At 60.9% G+C, this 17,931-nt stretch carries 10 protein-coding genes; 8 read left to right on the top strand and 2 right to left on the bottom strand.

Annotated elements, in window-relative coordinates; genetic code table 11:
- The first annotated feature begins 895 nt into the window (after positions 1 to 895).
- Both ACZ500_RS16990 and ACZ500_RS16995 read left to right on the top strand, forming a co-directional pair.
- Positions 896 to 2,686, top strand: a complete 1,791-nt coding sequence (locus ACZ500_RS16990) for an ABC transporter ATP-binding protein (RefSeq protein ID WP_464228589.1) — start codon at positions 896 to 898, stop codon at positions 2,684 to 2,686.
- Positions 2,683 to 4,800 carry an ABC transporter ATP-binding protein gene (locus ACZ500_RS16995; RefSeq protein ID WP_464228590.1) on the top strand — a complete coding sequence of 706 codons (2,118 nt, stop codon included), beginning with the start codon at positions 2,683 to 2,685 and terminating at the stop codon, positions 4,798 to 4,800. The genes ACZ500_RS16990 and ACZ500_RS16995 overlap by 4 nt, the downstream gene beginning before the upstream one ends.
- 242 nt (positions 4,801 to 5,042) lie before the next feature.
- On the opposite strand, the gene hrpA is transcribed toward ACZ500_RS16995, so the two are convergent.
- Positions 5,043 to 8,942: an ATP-dependent RNA helicase HrpA gene (gene hrpA, locus ACZ500_RS17000; RefSeq protein ID WP_464228592.1), complete on the bottom strand. Its 3,900-nt coding sequence runs from the start codon at positions 8,940 to 8,942 to the stop codon at positions 5,043 to 5,045.
- Between the two features lie 154 nt (positions 8,943 to 9,096).
- Between hrpA and ACZ500_RS17005 the strand changes: the two genes are divergently transcribed.
- The 4 genes from ACZ500_RS17005 to ACZ500_RS17020 all read left to right on the top strand — a co-directional run bounded on the left by ACZ500_RS17005 (position 9,097) and on the right by ACZ500_RS17020 (position 13,614).
- Entirely contained in the window at positions 9,097 to 9,240 is a 144-nt protein-coding gene (locus ACZ500_RS17005; RefSeq protein ID WP_464228593.1) for a hypothetical protein, read from the top strand.
- 97 nt (positions 9,241 to 9,337) lie between these two features.
- On the top strand, positions 9,338 to 9,541 hold the full coding sequence (locus ACZ500_RS17010; RefSeq protein ID WP_464228594.1) for a hypothetical protein: 204 nt from the start codon (positions 9,338 to 9,340) through the stop codon (positions 9,539 to 9,541).
- Between the two features lie 90 nt (positions 9,542 to 9,631).
- A complete protein-coding gene (locus ACZ500_RS17015; RefSeq protein ID WP_464228595.1) occupies positions 9,632 to 10,459 on the top strand; it encodes an enoyl-CoA hydratase/isomerase family protein in 828 nt (275 codons plus the stop codon).
- 158 nt (positions 10,460 to 10,617) lie between these two features.
- The gene (locus tag ACZ500_RS17020) at positions 10,618 to 13,614 is read left to right on the top strand and encodes a hypothetical protein (protein WP_464228596.1); all 2,997 of its coding nucleotides are present in this window, start codon (positions 10,618 to 10,620) and stop codon (positions 13,612 to 13,614) included.
- A gap of 152 nt (positions 13,615 to 13,766) precedes the next feature.
- Here the strand turns inward: ACZ500_RS17020 and ACZ500_RS17025 are convergent, their stop codons facing one another.
- Positions 13,767 to 15,248, bottom strand: a complete 1,482-nt coding sequence (locus ACZ500_RS17025; protein WP_464228597.1) for an acetate--CoA ligase family protein — start codon at positions 15,246 to 15,248, stop codon at positions 13,767 to 13,769.
- 579 nt (positions 15,249 to 15,827) lie between these two features.
- Between ACZ500_RS17025 and ACZ500_RS17030 the strand changes: the two genes are divergently transcribed.
- Positions 15,828 to 16,079 (top strand): hypothetical protein, encoded by a 252-nt coding sequence (locus tag ACZ500_RS17030; protein WP_464228599.1) that lies wholly within the window; start codon positions 15,828 to 15,830, stop codon positions 16,077 to 16,079.
- A gap of 476 nt (positions 16,080 to 16,555) precedes the next feature.
- Positions 16,556 to 17,929, top strand: coding sequence for a lytic transglycosylase domain-containing protein (locus ACZ500_RS17035; RefSeq protein ID WP_464228600.1), 1,374 nt, complete (start codon positions 16,556 to 16,558; stop codon positions 17,927 to 17,929).
- Positions 17,930 to 17,931: the final 2 nt, after the last annotated feature.

Consider the following 17,931-nt stretch of genomic DNA (forward strand, 5'->3'; position numbering starts at 1 on the left):
ACACCGATAACTAAGCAGGATCAAGAGATCAGAGGTTTAGAAAAGAGGTTTAGAAAAGAGGCGTTTCGGAACCTTGCATGTTGAGACATACGCATATTTCCTCGGCGTAGTTCGAGAAAACCATTGCAATCGACAGTGAATACATAAATTCCTTTAATTTTAAGGTCTTCCAAGGGGCATGATTTAAATTGGTGCTCGTTTATTTGGCTGACTCATCTGTTTAATTGTCTGGCGCGGTGTTTCGTTAACGCTAACTTAGCTCTGGTAGGGTGTCAAGTGTTTTTTATTTCGATTCGCTTTTTTTCTCCACGGTCTGGCCAGCCCGCCGGGCCATCCTCTTGCCTGCTTTTATGAAAGCCCTTTGATCCAGAACCCAGAAAAAGATAAAAAAAATCATTTTAGGGCAGTTTGGCCAATAATCTCTTGCCTGGGGGTTTCGGTTGGCAGTCACAGGGTAGCCAAAAACGATAAAAAATCCGGCAGGTTAGACCATGGGCCAAGAATCCGTGTCACTACACCTCTGAATGCCAGTTCACAGTTCCCAGAACGTGGTTAGGAGAATTGGGTTCATTGAGCTTCTCAGTATGGACAGCTGAGGTGGATCCCTTTTTCACCGCCGGAAATGGTTCCCTTTTAAGTCGCCGGTCACACTGGAAGGAAGTTTTTCAAATTTTTGGCACATTGCATTCTAAATTTAGCGTATTTTGAACCGTATTCCCCATTTAAATATAAAACAGTTCTATTTGATTATCTGCGCCGTCTCACTTCTTACTCAATGCCGCTTTTCACAGGTCTTCTTAGAACTTTCCCGGACACATGTGTCCTAATCGGAAAGGGACCGCCCCGCACAAAGAAAGCGTTGACAGCATGCGCTTGCCTCGGGTATCTCGTCGGTATGCACGCCATGCCTCATACCCTCTCACGGGCCGTGCGTCCGTTCGCGCCCCTCAAACCGATCTTCTACGAGAACCGGTGGGCCATCGCCATGGGGTTGACGAGCCTCCTGATCGTCGACGGATTGCAACTGCTCATCCCGCTCGTCATCCGGAGCGCTGTCGACGATCTCACGCACCGGACCGCCACCTCGATGATCCTCATGCGGCAGGCGGCCCTGATCCTGGGGCTCGCCCTGGCCATCGGTCTGTTCCGCTACGTCTGGAGACTCCTCATCATGGGGCACTCGCGAAGGGTCGAACAGGAGCTGCGGATGCGCCTCTACGCCAAGATGCAGCAGCTCAGCCCCGCCTTCTACCACCGTACGAGGACGGGGGATCTCATGGCGCGGGCCATCAACGACCTGAATGCCGTGCGTATGGCTGCGGGGATGGGCCTGGTGGCCCTCACCGACGGCTTCGTGCTGGGCCTGGCCGCAGTGGGCTTCATGCTGGCCATCGATGTCAAGCTGGCCGTCATCTCCTTGATTCCGGCCCCGCTGATCGTGATCCTGACCCGCATCCTCACCCGGCGCATGTCGGCCGGCTTCGATGCCGTCCAGCACTCTTTTTCGGAGGTGACGGAGAGGGTGAGGGAGAGCTTTGCGGGCATCCGGGTCCTCAAGGCCTATCACCGCGAACGATGGGCGCACGAGCGGGTGCAGCGGGAGGGCGAACACTATATCGGTGTGAACCTCCGCCTCGCGAAGATCCTGGGACTCTTCTTTCCGCTGATGGCCATTTTCACCAACGCCGGTCTCGCCGTCGTAATCGGGCTCGGCGGCCGGCTGGCCATCCTCGGCGACATCACCACGGGCGACTTCGTCGCTTTCACGAGCTACCTCAATCTCCTCACCTGGCCGATGATGGCCATGGGTTGGGTGGCAAATCTCATCCAGCGCGGTTCGGCCTCGATGCGGCGCATCAACGGCGTCCTGGACGAACAGCCGGAGATCGAAGAGCCGGAGGCCCCGGCCGCCGCCGAGGCCCTCCGGGGCGAAATCCGCATGGAAAGCCTGACCTTCACCTACCCGTCCCAGGGCCGGCCGGCCCTCCGGGACATCCGCCTCCACATCTTGCCGGGGGAGACCGTCGCCTTCGTGGGGCGCGTAGGATCGGGCAAGAGCACCCTGCTTCAGATCATCCCGCGCCTGATGCCCCCGCCGCCGAGGACGGCCTTCCTGGATGGATACGCCATCGAGACCCTGCCAACCGCAACGCTCAGGCGGCAGATCGCCTTCGTGACCCAGGAGCCCTTCGTGTTCTCGGACACGATCCGCAACAACGTCCTTTTCGGCCGCCAGGGGCTCACGGAGGAGCAGGTCCGGAACGCCCTCGCTGCCGTCGGCATCCTCGAGGAGGTCGACCAGTTCGACAAAGGCCTCGACACCATCCTCGGCGAACGCGGCATCACGCTTTCCGGCGGACAGCGCCAACGGCTCACCATCGCCCGGGCCCTCGTTCTCGACGCCCCGATCCTGATCCTCGACGACGCCCTGGCCATGGTGGACACCCGCACCGAAGAAGCGATCCTGAATAACCTGTTCAGTATGCGGCGCGGCAGAACCAACCTGATCGTGTCGCACCGCGTCTCCACCATCCACCGGGCAGACCGCATCCTTGTACTCGACGAGGGGCGGCTGGTCGAGGAAGGCGATCACACCGCGCTTTTGCACCGCCGGGGGCTCTACGCCGCCCTCTACGAGAAGGAGCTGCTGTCCCGATCCCTCGACGAAGCGGAGGCCCCTTCATGACCGCTTTCGGGGAATACGGCTACATGGAGGAGGGGCACCTCGGTAAACCCTACGATCTCAGGCTTCTGAGGCGTCTGGCCCGCTACACCCTGCCGTACAAAAGGACCGCCGCCCTGGCCCTCTGTTTAACGCTGGTCATCACCCTGATCGACCTCGCGGTCCCCTACCTCACCAAGATCGCCATCGACCGCTACATCCTGGCCGCGTGGTACACCCTGGACATTGAAAGCCTTGCGCCGGCCGAGCGCAAGGCCCTGGAGGATCGGTTCGCCGGGACGCTGGAAGAAAACCGCGATGGGAGTCTATGGGTGTTGAGCCACGAAGCGGCGAAGGGAATGGACCCGGCGCTGCGCCATGCGCTCGAGTCACGCGGTGCGATGGAGACCGGCCGTTTTTACCGGGTCGACGCCGCCGTCTGGAAAGAGATCGCCTCCCAAATACCGGCAGGGGAGGGGGTGCCGCTCAGCGACGGCGGCGCCATTCTTCCTTATGCATCCCTGGAGCAGCTTCCGCCTGAAACCGTTGAGCGAACACGTTCGGGAGATCTTACGGGAGTTCTCAGAATTGCCGCCTTCTTCTTCGTCTTGCTGCTCTTCTCGTTCGGGCTGAGCTACCTCGAATACGTCCTCCTGGAATACGTAGGTCAGCACGTCATGCAGGACATCCGCGTTCAACTCTTCAAGACCATGACGGGACAGGCGGTGCGCTTTTTCGACCGGCACCCGCTCGGGCGCCTCGTCACCCGCATGACCAACGACATCGACAACTTGAACGAGATGTTCAAATCCGTGGTCATCACGGTCTTCAAGGACCTCTTTCTGCTGACGGGGATCCTCATCGTCCTGCTGAGCCTCAACTGGCGCCTGGCCCTGGTGGCCTTCATCTTTCTCCCGTTCATCTTCGGCATCACCCTGCTCTTCAGCCGCCTGGCCCGCGAGGCCTTCCGGGAACTGCGCGCGACCGTGGCAAAAATCAACGCCTTTCTACAGGAGCGCATCAGCGGCATGCGCGTCATCCAGCTCTTCGTGCAGGAAAGGCGGCAGATGGAGACCTTTCGGGAGATCAACCAGGCCAATTACCTGGCCGGCATGCGACAGATCAAGGTCTTCGCCCTTTTCATGCCCCTCATGGAACTTTTTTCGTCTCTGGCGGTGGCGATCCTGATCTGGTACGGGGGGGGGAAGGTGGTCCAGGACGAGTTGACCCTGGGGGCCCTCGTCGCCTTCATCGGCTACATGCAGATGTTCTTCAAGCCGATCCGGGACATCTCCGAAAAATACAACATCATGCAATCGGCCATGGCCTCGACGGAGCGGATCTTCGAATTCATGGACCAGGATGAGACCATACCCGAGCACCCCACGCCCTACGAGCCGCAGACCCTGCGCGGCGAGGTGGCCTTCCGGGATGTCTCCTTCGCCTATGAAAAGGATCAGCCGGTCCTCAAACATGTCTCCTTCGAGGTCAACCCGGGTGAGACCCTCGCGATCGTCGGGGCCACGGGATCCGGGAAAACGACCATCATCAATCTCCTCGAGCGGTTCTATGATCCCGATGAAGGGGCTGTCGTCGTCGACGGGAAGGATCTCCGGGAATGGTCCGCATCCGCCCTGCACCGGCGCATGAGCCTCTGCATGCAGGACGTCTTCATCTTCGCTGGCACACTGGCCGAGAATATCGCTTTGGGACGCGAGGATCTGGGACCGGAGGCAGTCCGCGAGGCCGCCTCGAAGGCGAACGCCCTGTCCTTCATCGAGCGGCTGCCGGGAGGCCTGAGCCAGACAATCGGCGAGGGGGGCGCGACGCTTTCCGCCGGGGAACGGCAGCTCCTGTCCTTCGCGAGGGCCCTCGCCGCCGACCCTCCGGTCCTGATCCTCGACGAGGCCACATCGAGCGTCGACCCGGAAACGGAAAGGCTGATCCAGGAGGCCATTACCCGGATGGCCTCCCGCCGGACGACCCTGATCGTGGCCCACCGCCTTTCGACCATTCGGCACGCGGACCGCATCCTGGTGATGCACCACGGCAGGATCTGCGAACAGGGCGACCACGACGCCCTCATGGCCCGCAAGGGAATCTATTACAAGCTGAGCCGCCTCCGCTCCGATGTTTGATCCGTCCCGACCGGGTGCATATCTCCTGTCCCGAGGTCGGAAAACCATCGTTCCCCCTCGATATCGATCTCAAGGCACGCGGTTACACGGCCAAACAGCTCGAGGTCGCTTTTCCATAAGCGCCCGCTTCCGTTCGGATGCTTGCGGACCGGACCAGAAACAACTCATGGGCCTTCTTCAAGCATCCGCGCAGAGGCATGCGTTGCCGGCGTGCACTCCCTCTTCCTTCCAGAATCGGGACCTCAGATCATCCGCTCGATCTCTCTCCACTTTTCTTCGAGACGCTTGGGCGAGACGGGGTAGGGGGTCTTCAGCTCCTGGGCGAAGAGCGACACCTTGAACTCCTCCACCATCCAGCGAAACGCATCGACGGCCTCCCGCTTTTCCCGGGAGGCATGCAGGGAAAGGGCGTCGGTCATCTTCCGTAAGGCATCGACGAAGGGTTCGACATCGGCCTGCTTCCGGCGGTCCTTGGCAGGGTCGTAGGCCCCGCGTTCAACCCTCAACTGGATCGCCTTCAGGTAGCGGGGCATGTTGGAAAGCTGATCGGGGGCGTACCGCCGGATGAAATCCGGCGGCAAGAGGGCATCGAGCTCGCGGCGAAGGCCGGCGCAAAGGGCAAGGACCTCTTCGTTCTTCGCGTTGGCCCGCTCGAGGTCATAGAGCGCGCCGCGGGTCTCTTCGAAGGACCTCAAGACCTTTTCGGCCTGCTCGCACAGCACGGTCGCATCCTCGAATACGCCTTCCCGGAGGTCAGCGGCATGCCGATCGAACGCCTCCCGGCTCCGAAGGTCCAACGCGAGGGAGCGTTCGAGGACGGCCTCGTAGATCTGCTCTTCCACGCTGCGTGCGCCGCCGAAATAGACAGCGCCGGGCGAGGCGTCCTTCGCAAGCGACAAAGAGCGCTTGAGATACTTCAGATCCTTTGCGAGACGAATCCCGAGCAGGCGCTTGACCCCCTGTCGGTGCACCGCGGCGGCCTGTTCGCGGTCCGGAAACAGGCGCAGGTTCACGCGGCCGCCGTCGTCGGGCGCCAGGGCCGGGTAAGCATCGAGGCAGTCGTCGAGCGGGATGCGCTTCGGGAGATCCCCCACGGTCCAGTCTCTGAGGTCATCCTTTTCCCATTGCGCCTGCGCGTCCTTCCACTGCGGCAGGGTGTCCACCGCACGCGCCACCGGCCCCTTGGGATATTCGAGCAGGCGGATATCGCGGCCCGCCTCCAGCTCCTTCCCCTGTTCGTCCACGACGGCTACCCGCATCTTGAGGTATTCGGGCAGGTCCACCGCCGCCCATTCGGCGGCCGGGATATCCACACCGAACCGCTCGTATACGAAGTACGCCAGGGAACTCAGCAGCGAGCGGTTCCCCCGTTCCATCTCCGCCACAATGATATCCACCGTGGCCGAAGCAGGGACCAACTGTTTCCGGTACCGCTTGGGAAGGCCTTTGATCAGGGCCGCGATCTTCTCGCGGTAAAGTCCGGGCACCCCCCATTCGAGGTATTCGGCCGGCACCTCCGACAGGGCCCCGGCCGGTACGCGGACCGTGACGCCGTCCTCCTCCGCGCCGGGGGAAAACCGGTAGGTGCAGTGAAAAATCTTGTTCCCGAGCGCCATCTGGTCCGGGTACCGCTCGAGATCGGCCCGATCCGGGAACTCCTGCACCAGGTCTTCCTCCCGCATGCGCAGAAAAGCGTCTCCGCCCCTTTCGCGGATCACCTTTTTGAGGGTGCGTACATCGAACACCCCGGGAAGCCGGGAGGCGTAAAATTCGGCCATGGCCTCCTCGTTCACCATCAGACCGCGGCGGCGGATCTTGTCCTCCATGGCGCCAACGACCTCCATCGAGGCCTGGTTGTGCTTCAGAAACGGCAGGGAATCCCTGATCTGCCCTTCGACCAGGGCGGAACGGATGAAGATCCGGTGGGCCTCCTCCGGGCGGATGGAACCGTAAGAAACCGGCCGCCTGGTCACAATGGGGAGTCCATAGAGGGTGACGTTCTCATAGGCCCGCACTTCCCCGCGCGTCTTTTCCCAATGGGGCTCTGCCCAGCTTCGGCTGCACAGGTCCCCGCCGAGGGGCTCGAGCCATCCCGGATCGATGCGGGCCACGGTGCGGGCGAACAGCCGCGAGGTCTTGACGATCTCCGCCGCCACGATCCAGGGGCGGCCTTTGTCGAAGAGGCTCGAACCCGGGAAAACCATGACTTCTCGACCCCGCGCGGCCTGGTAGAGATTCTTCTCCTTTCGAAGCGCGATATTGGAAAGGAAACCGCTCAGGACCGCCCGATGCAACCGGTCGTAGAGCGGGTCCCGCTCGGCGGCGGCCGGTGCAGGCCCTTTCAGCCGCTGCTCTTTCAGAATGGAAACGATCTGCTCATGGATGTAAACCCACTCCCTCATGCGGGCAAAGGACAGAAACTGCGCCTTGCAGAACCGGCGCATCTGGTTCTGCGTCTTCATCCCGGCCCAGAAACCGTGGTAGCGGTTCCAGATGTTCAGGAGGGTCACAAAATCCGAATCCGGATCCTTGAACGGGGCATGCACCTGGTCCGCCTGAGCGGCCTTGTCCAGGGGCCGCTCGCGGGGTTCCTGTATACTCAGCGCCGCCGCGATCACCGCCGTTTCGACAACGCAGTCCTCCTGGACCGCCTCGAGCATCATCCGTGCAATCTTCGGGTCCAGGGGCATACGCCCCATGACGCGGCCCTTTTCCGTCAGAACGACCTTCCTTCCCTTGCGCCGGATCGCCCCCAGCTCCTCCAGCAGGTCGAAGCCGTCCTTGACGCTCCGCGGATTGGGTCGGTCCACGAAGGGAAAGGCCGCGATGTCCCCCAGCCCGAGCGCGATCATCCGGAGGATCACCTCCGCCAGGTTCGAGCGCAGCACCTCCGGCGGCGTAAAGGGGGCCCGCGACAGATAGTCCTCCTCCGAATACAGCCGGATACAGACGCCGTTCTGCACACGGCCGCAGCGGCCCTTGCGCTGATCGGCGCTGCTCCTGGAGACAGGACTGACCGGGAGGCTGGTCGTCCGCGTCCGTGGCACATAGCGGGAGATCCGCGCCAGGCCCGTGTCGATGACATAACGAATCCCCGGGATCGTCAGGGAAGTCTCGGCCACATTGGTGGCCACCACGATCTTGGGTCCGCTGACCGCATAGACGCGGCCCTGCTCGGAGGCCGGCAGGCGGGCGAAGAGCGGCAGGACCGTCACACCGGGAAAGGCCCTCCCCTCCAGCCGCTCGCAGGTCTCCAGAATATCCTGCTCGGTCGGCATGAAGATCAGGATGTCCCCCGGTGAGCGGCTCCGCCGCAGCCCATCGACGGCCTCCACAGCCAGATCGACGTAGGTAACCTCCCCTTCGTTCTCCCTCTCGGGGTCGAGCGGCGTGTAGACCACCTCGACCGGGTACATCCTGCCGCTCACCTCGATCACCGGCGCATCGTCGAAGAAGGCGGAGAACTTGGCGGTGTCGAGCGTCGCCGAGGTGACGATCACCTTCAGTTCCGGCCGCACATCGAGCAGGTTCCGCAGGATCCCGAGGAGGAAATCGATGTTGAGGCTGCGTTCGTGGGCCTCGTCGATGATCAGGGTGTCGTATTCATACAGGTTGCGATCCCCCTGGGTCTCGGCCAGCAGCATCCCGTCGGTCACGACCTTGATGTAGGCCCGCGGGTCGGTGCGATCCTTGAAGCGCACCTTGTAGCCGACCGACCGACCCAACTCCTCTCCGAGCTCCTCGGCAATCCGCCGGGCGATCGTGGCGGCGGCGATGCGCCGCGGCTGGGTGCAGCCGACCCGCCCCGCAACACCTCGGCCCGCCGCGAGGCACATCTTCGGGAGTTGGGTGCTCTTCCCACTACCTGTCTCCCCGGCGACGATCACCACCCGATGCCCCTGAATGGCCCGGATAATGTCATCCTTCCGGGAGGTGATAGGGAGGCTCTCCGGAAAATCGATCCGGGGAAGCTGCGCCCGCCGGCGCTCCCGTTTGAGCACCGACGCGGAAAGCCGCTTCTCCAGACGCTCGAGCCGGATGTCGACCTGTTCCTGCTGGCCGTTGCCCCTCTTCAGGACGGCCAGGACAGCCTCGATCCCTTTCGGGAGGGCCACCTGGTCCACCAGCATGGCGCCCGCCATGTCCTGCCGGATGCGCCGTATCCTTCCGTAGGCGGATCCGGGTATGTTCGACCGGGTCATTTCCTTCGCCAATAATTCTTTTCCCGTCAGGCCCGCTCATGTCCCCGAGGGGATTGTCGGCCTTGGACTCGGATTACCTGGTTTTCATCCGGAAATGGTCTTTTTTGCCAATCTCGGCGTCAATCTGCACGTTTGCTTGTGCGGCGACCACCAGGTCGCCTCCGCGCAAACGCTTGATTTCCTTGATATTGGCAAAAAATCCTCATTTCCCGAGTGTAAGCGTGTCCGTGCTTGGTAAAATATTCCGGGTGGAACCTTTCTTGCGATGGTCTTTATCAACACGGTGTCGATCCGGAAACGGTTGTCCATTAGAGGTACAAGTTCCCCTCCCGGAAATGGTCTTTTTCCTGACCGGCTTGGCCTGCCCAGTTCCACCGCTTCGGGGCGGGTCACGGGTTCTTCACCGGCTTCGCCCGCCCAGCCCTCTGATCCATCGGCATCCTTTTCAGGATCTTCTTACGGACACGACCAAAAGATGGCCATTCGACGGCCCGTTTGTCAACCGCGAAACGATCGCTGCAGCCCGGCCGCCGGCATGAATTTAAGGTTTCGAAATAACAGAGATCATGGTATCTTGGCCCTCAACTTGGCCTTTCTTCAAGGTTATGGCTCTTTTAACGGAGGTCGTTTTGGACTTTCAGACGGTTTCGTTGAAGATCGAAGACCACGTCGGGATTCTGACGCTCAACCGCCCCGATGAACGGAATGCCATGACCGTGCAGATGGCCCACGATTTCAAGTCGGCCGTGGCGGCTGTCGACACGGACCCTCGCATCAAGGTCCTGGTTTTGACAGGCGCCGGCCCTGCTTTCTGTGCGGGAGCCGACCTGGACATGCTCTCGGAGTGGACCCGGAAAGAGGCCGCCGCCGTCCAGGAGACTTTGAGGGCCTTTTACGGCCGCTTTCTCTCTCTGACCGAACTGACCATCCCCACCCTTGCGGCCGTCAACGGCCCGGCGATCGGCGCAGGGGCCTGCCTGGCGATGGCATGCGATCTGCGGATCGCCGCCGCGGAGGCGATCATCGGTTTCACCTTCATCAAGTTGGGACTCAACCCCGGCATGGGGGCCGAACACTGGCTTTCGCGAGCGGTGGGACCCAGCCGGGCCATGCAGCTCCTTATGACAGGGGATATCCTTTCCGCCGAAGAGGCGCTGTCCCTGGGCCTGTTGAACCAAGTCACGCCGCGGGAATCCCTGTCTGAACACGCCATGGATCTGGCATCCAGGATCGCCGTCCAGCCCGCGATGCCGATCCGGACGATCAAGGAAATCGTCCGGGCTGCGCCGCACAACCATCTGAGTGACATCCTGCGCATGGAATCCGAGCGGCAGAGCCGGTTTTTCAAAGGGCCCAACGTCATCGAAGGCATTCACGCCCTGCGTGAAAACCGGGCGGCCCGGTTTGTGGACGAGGCATTCGAGGCGAAGAATCCTCCAACCAGAGAGACGGGCTGAACGGTCGCAGTGTGGAGACCACCGGGGGACAGCCCGAAATGACGTTGCGCACCTCCCGCAACAGGCAATATGCGGACAGAGGGGCTCAGACGAATGGAGGCCCCTTCGGCAGAAAGAACGACCCATCTCACTCTACGTCTTGACGCACCCGTGACCTCATGGCCCGACTGCTTTTCGACAAACGGGACGATTATCTCCTGAACATCGTCAACGACGTGCTCACCCGGGACAGCTCCCGCAAAGGGGCACGGAACCTGGTTCTGCCCTACCTCCACCCCCACGGCATCAAGGAGATGGCTGAATCGAAGGGCCTGCGCATCGCCTTTGCCGTCATCCATCTGCTCGAATCGCTCGAGGCGGGTGGCGTGGATGACCGCCTGAGCGCCCTGCGCTCCTTGAGGGAAGAGATCCTGGGCACCGCGGGAGGGGCCCTGACGATCAACACGGCCAGGGTCCTCCTGACGATCATGAAAGAGCTGGTGCGCGCCCACGGAAACGGGCGCCGCCAACTCGAACTCGCCCACGATTTCAGAACCGCGGCCACGGGAAACCCCCGCATCATCCGCAAACAGCTCTGCCGGTATCATCTCCTCGAAATGCCTGAGGAATGGAACCAGGCTACCTTCGACGACCACGTTCATGACGTCAATACGAAGGGCCGCAAGACCTCCAGCCATCTCATCATGGACGCCTGGATCAAAGGCATCCGACGTCTGAGGGTCATCTATTACAACTATGTCGAAGCCAAATTCGCCGTGGAGCTGTTGGAAGCCGCCGCGATCATGGGCATCACCGTGCGGATCGGCATCGAGTTCTACACCCGGATCCATAACCGCTATGCGCAGCTGATCTGGGTGCCGCGCGGATTTCCCGACACCCAGTCCTTCCTGTGTTTTCTGGCGGACGATCAGGTGGCGGCCTTCATGGCGGAAGGCAAGGCGGTCTCCCGCTATCAGCAACGATACGTGTGGGATATGATCAAGGTCTTCAACGACCGCCACCGCCACGCGCTCCGCAAGGCCTACGGCTGTGATCTGCAGCCCATCGACCCGGCCGAGTTCGCCGCCTTCGTCGGCGCCGGCCAGCCTTCCATCGTCCATTTGGGGGAATTCATCCACAAGAAGATGCTGGGCGCCATGCAGGGCTGCGTCGCCGCGATGCGGGAGCGCTACCCATCGGCCGATCCGGAGCGGCGCCTCGAGATGGAGGGTCTGGTCGACGAAATGAATCGGCTCGATTCCGAGGCCCTGATCGAAAAATACCTGAACCCATCCAAGAACCCGGAAATCCCGGATCCAGCCGTACCGGCGGAGGGCCCTGATCTTCCTCCCCTCCTCGAACTGTCGGCTCAGGAGTTGATCAACCGCCTCGCCAGGCTCCACTCGGCCTACCGTGTAACCCTCAATCTCAGCAACCTCCGGGTCGAGGATGTTTTGGAACTCCTGTACGATTGCGAAGGGGCGATCACCCGTCTGGAGATCTTCAACCTCAAAGATTATTCGGAGGGGAAAACGGCCCATCTCCCTCAAATCCATGAACTCCAGCAGGCCATCAACGGCGGGAATGTGATCCATCTGAAGGGCATGCTCCGCACGATGATCGCCCGTTTGAAGGCGGGAAGCGGCAACCGGGAACGGATCGAAAAGCTGACGATGATCCTTCACGACATCTCCGCGCTCAAGGACGCCTACCGGGGAACACCGCTCAAGGCACGGATCGGGAGCGACTCCACGGGGCGCGCCCCCCACGTTCACGGTATGGGGCTCGCCGTCGAACAGACCCTGCCGATGCGGGCGCGAAGAGCCATCACCCGTCCCTCGGCCGCAACCCGGATGATCATCCCGATCCGAGTCGAGGTCTTCAGGCGAAGAACCTTCATCCCGCGCGGGAACCCATCGACGAGAAGAGGAGCCTTTTTCAGGCTGATGCAGGCCTTGCCGGGCCTCAGCCTGCTCTTCGAAAAGCGCCTGAAGGACTGGGTCATTCAGGAACAGTCCATCCATATGGAATCGCCCGGCAATATCGTAACGCTCGGAGGCATCCAGAAGGCGGTGGACAACGGACTGAGGCTGAGCCCCCGGGAGGAGGCGCAGGCCCGGCCGAAACTCTCCTGGCGGTATCTCAACACCGGTGTCAAGAACACCCTGAAGGTGCTCATCGGCTTCATCCCCGCATTTCTGACGTTTTTCCTGACAAAGGACTGGTGGCTGCTCGCCTATTTCGGCGCCGTGATCTGGTTCGGCATCACGGGACTGCGCAATGTGCTCCAGTCGGTGCTCGGAGGCGGCGGCATCCGCCGCTCGCCTCTCCTCCGATGGAACGATTATCTCAGCTGGGAGCGGATCACCGACTCTCTGCTCTACACAGGTTTTTCGGTCCCTCTCCTCGATTACGTGGTCAAGACCCTCGTGCTGGACCGGACGCTCGGCATCAACACCGCCACAAACCCCATCGCCCTTTACGCCTGCATCGCCCTGGCCAACGGACTTTATCTCAGCAGTCACAATATTTTTCGCGGCCTGCCCAAGAGCGCCATCTTCGGCAATCTTTTCAGGACGCTGCTCTCCATCCCCATCGCCCTCGGGGTGAACGCCGCCGCAGGCAGCTTGCTCACGATCTTCGGCTACACCGCCGTCGACCTCATCCTGCAGAAATGGGCCGCAATCATCTCCAAGCTGGCATCGGACCTGGTGGCCGGACTGATCGAAGGCACCGTGGACCGCTACCAGAACATCCAGATGCGCTGGCGCGACTACCGGACCAAGATCGCGCAGATATTCGACATCTACGCACAGCTCGAATTGCTGCTGCCTGAAAAGGATGCGCTCGACCTGCTCCGCGCCTCGGAAGAATCGGGGGAACGGCTGAAAGGCGAGGCTGAGGACCTCCACAGGATCCTCGTCATCAATGCCCTCGACCTGCTCTACTTCTGGATGTACCAACCGAGGTCTCGAACCGCGTTCAAGGCGCTCCTCGAAAATATGCCCCGGGAAGAGCGTTCGATCCTGCTCAACACCCAGTTCGTCCTCCAGAATCAGCGGCAAATCAGCCTGCTCTTCGTCGACGGCCTCGTCGGGAAGAATTTTTCACGGGCGCTTGCGTTCTACCTGGATCGGTCCGCTGAATACCTCGCCGCGCTCAAAAGGTTCCTGTGATCTTCATAACATACTACCGCAAGCTCCGGACGGGGCAATAGGCCGACGGCGGATTTCCCGGCAAAAAAATCCACGATGCAGAGATCCGTCAACCCGGGGCCCCCGTTCGAGAAATGTGCAGATCGACGCCAAGATCAGCAAGAAAGGTCCTTTCAGGATGGGTACGACCTCTCATGGAACCGGGCATATGCCACGATGGAAGCCAGTGTGCAAACAGCTCTCTCGGGGCTCGGATAGAAGACGCCGCTGTATATCTTCCCCGGAATGCTCCGCACGAGTCCTTTGTCGGTCCTCACGAAGGATACCCCCAAAACGGGCTTCCGGTACCTTTCCATCAGTTCAACGATACGCTGGATATATTGCACCTCATACGCCTCGGCCATCTCTTCGAATTCGTCGAGAAGCCCGGGCTGCGCCTGCGGATCCACCTCGCGCGTCGACTGAAGCAGGAGCCTGACCATCTCCACGCGCCCAACAATGCCGAGGCTGATCACGGCGTCGATCCCATCCCACTTGAGCAGGGCCTCGACCGCGACCAGCGGCACCTCCAGATCACGCGTCCCCACCAGATCGACCGGATTGCCGCGGCTCCAGAAGTCGGGCAAAAGCCGGCCGATTTCGGTCACAATCGCGTCCGGCAGCCTAGGGACTTTCAATCCCCTTTCGTTGCAGGCGTCTGCCGTGACCACCCCCCACCCGCCCCCGAGCGTCACAATCCCCACCCGATTGCCCTTCGGCAAGGGCAGCGAAGAAAACCCCGCTGAAAGGTCCAACAGTTCCATAGGTTCATTGACGACCGCCACCCCGGCCTGGCGGCACGCAGCACGAAAAATCGCGTCCCGGCCGCCCATCGACCCGGTGTGGGAGGCCGCGGCCCGCATACCGGCCTCGGTTCGCCCACCCTTCAAAAGAATGATGGGTTTGGTGCGGTTGACCCGTGCCGCCGTTTCCAGAAAGGCCCTCCCATCCGCGATGTTCTCGAGATAGAGCACGATCAACCGTGAACGGGGGTCCCGCTCCAGATAATACAGGTAATCCACACAGGAGATCATGGCCTCGTTGCCGGAACCCGCGAAGAGCGATATCCCGATATTCTGGTTCTTCGCCCAATGGATCAGCTGGTTCCCCAGATTCCCGGACTGTGAGACAAAGGCCACATCTCCCGCACGGGGCCGTGAATGCGTCCCCGTGGCAAAAAGCCCGGCATGCGTGCTCAGGATGCCCATGGTGTTGGGACCAACCAGGCGGATCTGTTTCCCGCGGCAGATCGCGACGATCTCCTTCTCCATCTGTTTGCCGGCTGCATCCGTCTCCCCGAAACCGGAGGTTATCAGCACCACACCCTTGACCCCCTTTTCACCGCAGGCGGACAGCACAGCCGGTACAGTCGCTGCCGGCGTGGTAACAACCACCAGATCCACCGCCTCGGGGATATCCTGCACCCGCGGATAGGCCTTCAAACCATACAAAGAGGATTCCTTGGGATTCACGGGGAAGATCCTCCCAGGAAATTTCCCAGCCACGAGATTGCTGAAGATCATCTGCCCCCATTTGCCGAAAGACGAAGAAGCGCCCACAACCGCCACCGAACGGGGGTGAAAGACGCATTCCAGATCTGAGGGGATATCGACCATGATTCACCACCTTATCTCTATGATAGAAAACCTCCGGGGCACCATTCAACAGGAGTTCCCGCCATCGACCACCTGTTCGGCCGGAGGACCGCAATGCCCGGGGGCGGAAGCCCGTCTCAGGGCAAGTCACCGCTGGATGAGAAGGGGAAATCGCTGACCGGGATGCACCCTGGTCGGACCATCGTTTCCGCGCTGATCGATGCCGGGACCCAGCCGAAATCCCCCATCCTGACGGCAGCCGGTGCGGGCGTCCCTAAATGCTTTTCGGGCTCAAGGGGATTTCCAACCGGAAAAACGCTTTTTTGTCCGATAACACTGAAATCGAGGGCTTATCCGGAGGCCGCCCAAAGGCGCCGGACAAGCGGACACGGAGGGAGTCGCCGCAATCGGCCGAAAACCTTCATCTCCGGATAGAAAACCATTCACACAGCGGGGTATTTTGACGCATAAACGCTTCCACTGCAAGCACCATCTCTTATCGGACAGGGATGCGCTGCCAACCAAAAGGGCAGTCCCGTTCCCCTCCGGGATCAAGGCCGTTTTCCATCCGGAAATGACATAGATGGTTTCTATACGGAAATGGTCTTTTTTGCCAATCTCGGCGCCAATCTGCACATTTGCTTGTGCGGCGACCCACAGGTCGCCTCTGCACAAACGCTTGAATTCCTATACAGTATCAAACAGGGGCCCGCCGCGAAGCGGTGGGACTGCACACGTGAAGCGTGTGAGGAAAAAATTTTCATTTCCGGATGGGAAACCGGATCGTGCTGGATAGAGCCTTTCCGGATGGATACCAGATGGGGCTGCGCGTACGAAGCCGGTGAAGGATGAAGGATATATTTCCAGATGGAAACGGACCCGTGGTCGAGACTCGTCGCCGGACCGGTAGAAGCAGCCGGGAGGTCCCCCAATCGTGCGGAGACATCAAATCCGCCCGGCAACAAACCTCCCTGGTAGAGCCGAGCGCAGGAAAATCCGGTCTGCCGCCTCGAACCCGGGACCCCTGCAGTCAACCTCGGCAAACAGACTGGTGCGACTTTCGATAAAACACCCGAAAAACCTTGATCCAACCGTATGCTCTGGTAGAATGTCCGGAACGGGTCTTCGGTGCCTCGATCGAGACAGGCGCCGCCGCGCACCCGCCATGGATGCCGTTTTTCGTATCGGACCGGCCGTGCACCCTGGTAATCCGAACCCCGGCCGGTCAAAGAGTTTGAGGTCGATTGCCCGCCTCTGAACCGTAACCTTCGGACTCCTCGATCACGCTTTCATCAACGGGGCGTTTGCCCCGCTGACATGAGATACCCATGATCTGCCGGATTTTGCTCTTTCTCTCCATCGTCCTGCTGCTCGCACCCGCCCGCGCACCCCACGCCGCGGGCACGATCGAGTTCCTGAAGACGGATATCATTGCGTACAACCTCAAGGAGCACCAGGCGAGTCTTCTCGACGGCACTTACAAAGGCGAAGAAGGGCCTCTCGGCCTGACTCCGGAAGCGGGGCGTTCCCTGGGACTCGAGGTCCTGCTCCATCCCCTTTACGAGGATGCCATGACCCTGCAAGAGGAAGCGGCGGCGCACCTCCAAAACGCCAGGCAAAGCCTGATCACGAAGCAGTCCGAAGATCAGCCGGAAGGCCATGCCCGCACAGCCGCCCTGCAGGCTGCAGCCTACAATCTGAAAAAATCCGTGGCCTGGAATCATTTGATGACCTATCGCGCGCGGTTGAGTTTTGAAAACGACGACCGACTGAAAGAGTCCACGGTCATCAGCCTGCTCGAAGATCTGCTGGGTCAGGCCCTGGAAGCCAACGGCCGCAACCTCCGGGACGCCCTCGCTCAAGTTTATAACCGCTGCCGGGGATTGAAGAGCGGAAGCGACCCCCTGACACCGGAAAACGTCCGCTTCGTCAACGCCGTTTTCAACGCTTTCCGCGCGAAGGCGCCGCATGCCCTGCAGGAAGAGCTGGATCTGGATCTTTACCGGCCCCCGGCCGACATAGACCCTAGCGAGCGGCAGGCCATCCTCGCACGCATACAGAATGCCGCACCGGACTGCCTACGCCCGCTCTTTGAACTGTCCGCCGAGGAAAACCCGTGCGTCGACCCGCTGCTGTTCATGGCCTTGATCCGACGCGAATCCAGTTTCAACCCTTCCGCTGTGTCTTACGTAGGTGCCGCCGGCCTCACGCAGATCATGCCTGCTACAGGCGAGGGTCTTGGCATGCAGATCATTTTCAAGCCCGCTTATTTCGATGAAGCCACAAGCCTGCTTTCCAGGGAACGGACTCTTCGCCAACAGGCCCTGCAGATCCTGATGCAAATCAGGGATGCAGACGACCTGACCGCCGCCCGCCGCGCCCGCAGTCTCATGCAGGAGTCTCTGGCACTGAAAAAGAAGCGTACGATCCTCCTGGGGCGGTATCGGCAAGACCTGCTCGAACACCGCCGGGACGATCGTTTGAACCCTGAAAAGGCCATCACCGAAGGCGTAAAATATTTCTGCGGAATCCTGAAGGATTTCGACGGCGACATGAGCCTAGCGCTGGCCGCGTACAACGCAGGTCCACACCGTGTCAGGCAGTACAAAGGGATCCCCCCCTACTCGGAAACGGTGACCTTCCGGAACCGCGTCCTGGGCTTTTATGGCGAGTATGTGCAGCGCTTTCGGAATACCCGATAGTT

This window comes from Desulfatiglans parachlorophenolica (genome assembly GCF_055394735.1).

Excerpts from the sequence above, each read along its gene's own strand:
- ACZ500_RS16990 (WP_464228589.1), top strand. The coding sequence starts at position 896 with ATGCACGCCATGCCTCATACCCTCTCACGGGCCGTGCGTCCGTTCGCG.
- ACZ500_RS16995 (WP_464228590.1), top strand. The coding sequence starts at position 2,683 with ATGACCGCTTTCGGGGAATACGGCTACATGGAGGAGGGGCACCTCGGT.
- hrpA (WP_464228592.1), bottom strand. The coding sequence starts at position 8,942 with ATGGCGGGCGCCATGCTGGTGGACCAGGTGGCCCTCCCGAAAGGGATC.
- ACZ500_RS17005 (WP_464228593.1), top strand. The coding sequence starts at position 9,097 with ATGGTCTTTTTTGCCAATCTCGGCGTCAATCTGCACGTTTGCTTGTGC.
- ACZ500_RS17010 (WP_464228594.1), top strand. The coding sequence starts at position 9,338 with ATGGTCTTTTTCCTGACCGGCTTGGCCTGCCCAGTTCCACCGCTTCGG.
- ACZ500_RS17020 (WP_464228596.1), top strand. The coding sequence starts at position 10,618 with ATGGCCCGACTGCTTTTCGACAAACGGGACGATTATCTCCTGAACATC.
- ACZ500_RS17025 (WP_464228597.1), bottom strand. The coding sequence starts at position 15,248 with ATGGTCGATATCCCCTCAGATCTGGAATGCGTCTTTCACCCCCGTTCG.
- ACZ500_RS17030 (WP_464228599.1), top strand. The coding sequence starts at position 15,828 with ATGGTCTTTTTTGCCAATCTCGGCGCCAATCTGCACATTTGCTTGTGC.
- ACZ500_RS17035 (WP_464228600.1), top strand. The coding sequence starts at position 16,556 with ATGATCTGCCGGATTTTGCTCTTTCTCTCCATCGTCCTGCTGCTCGCA.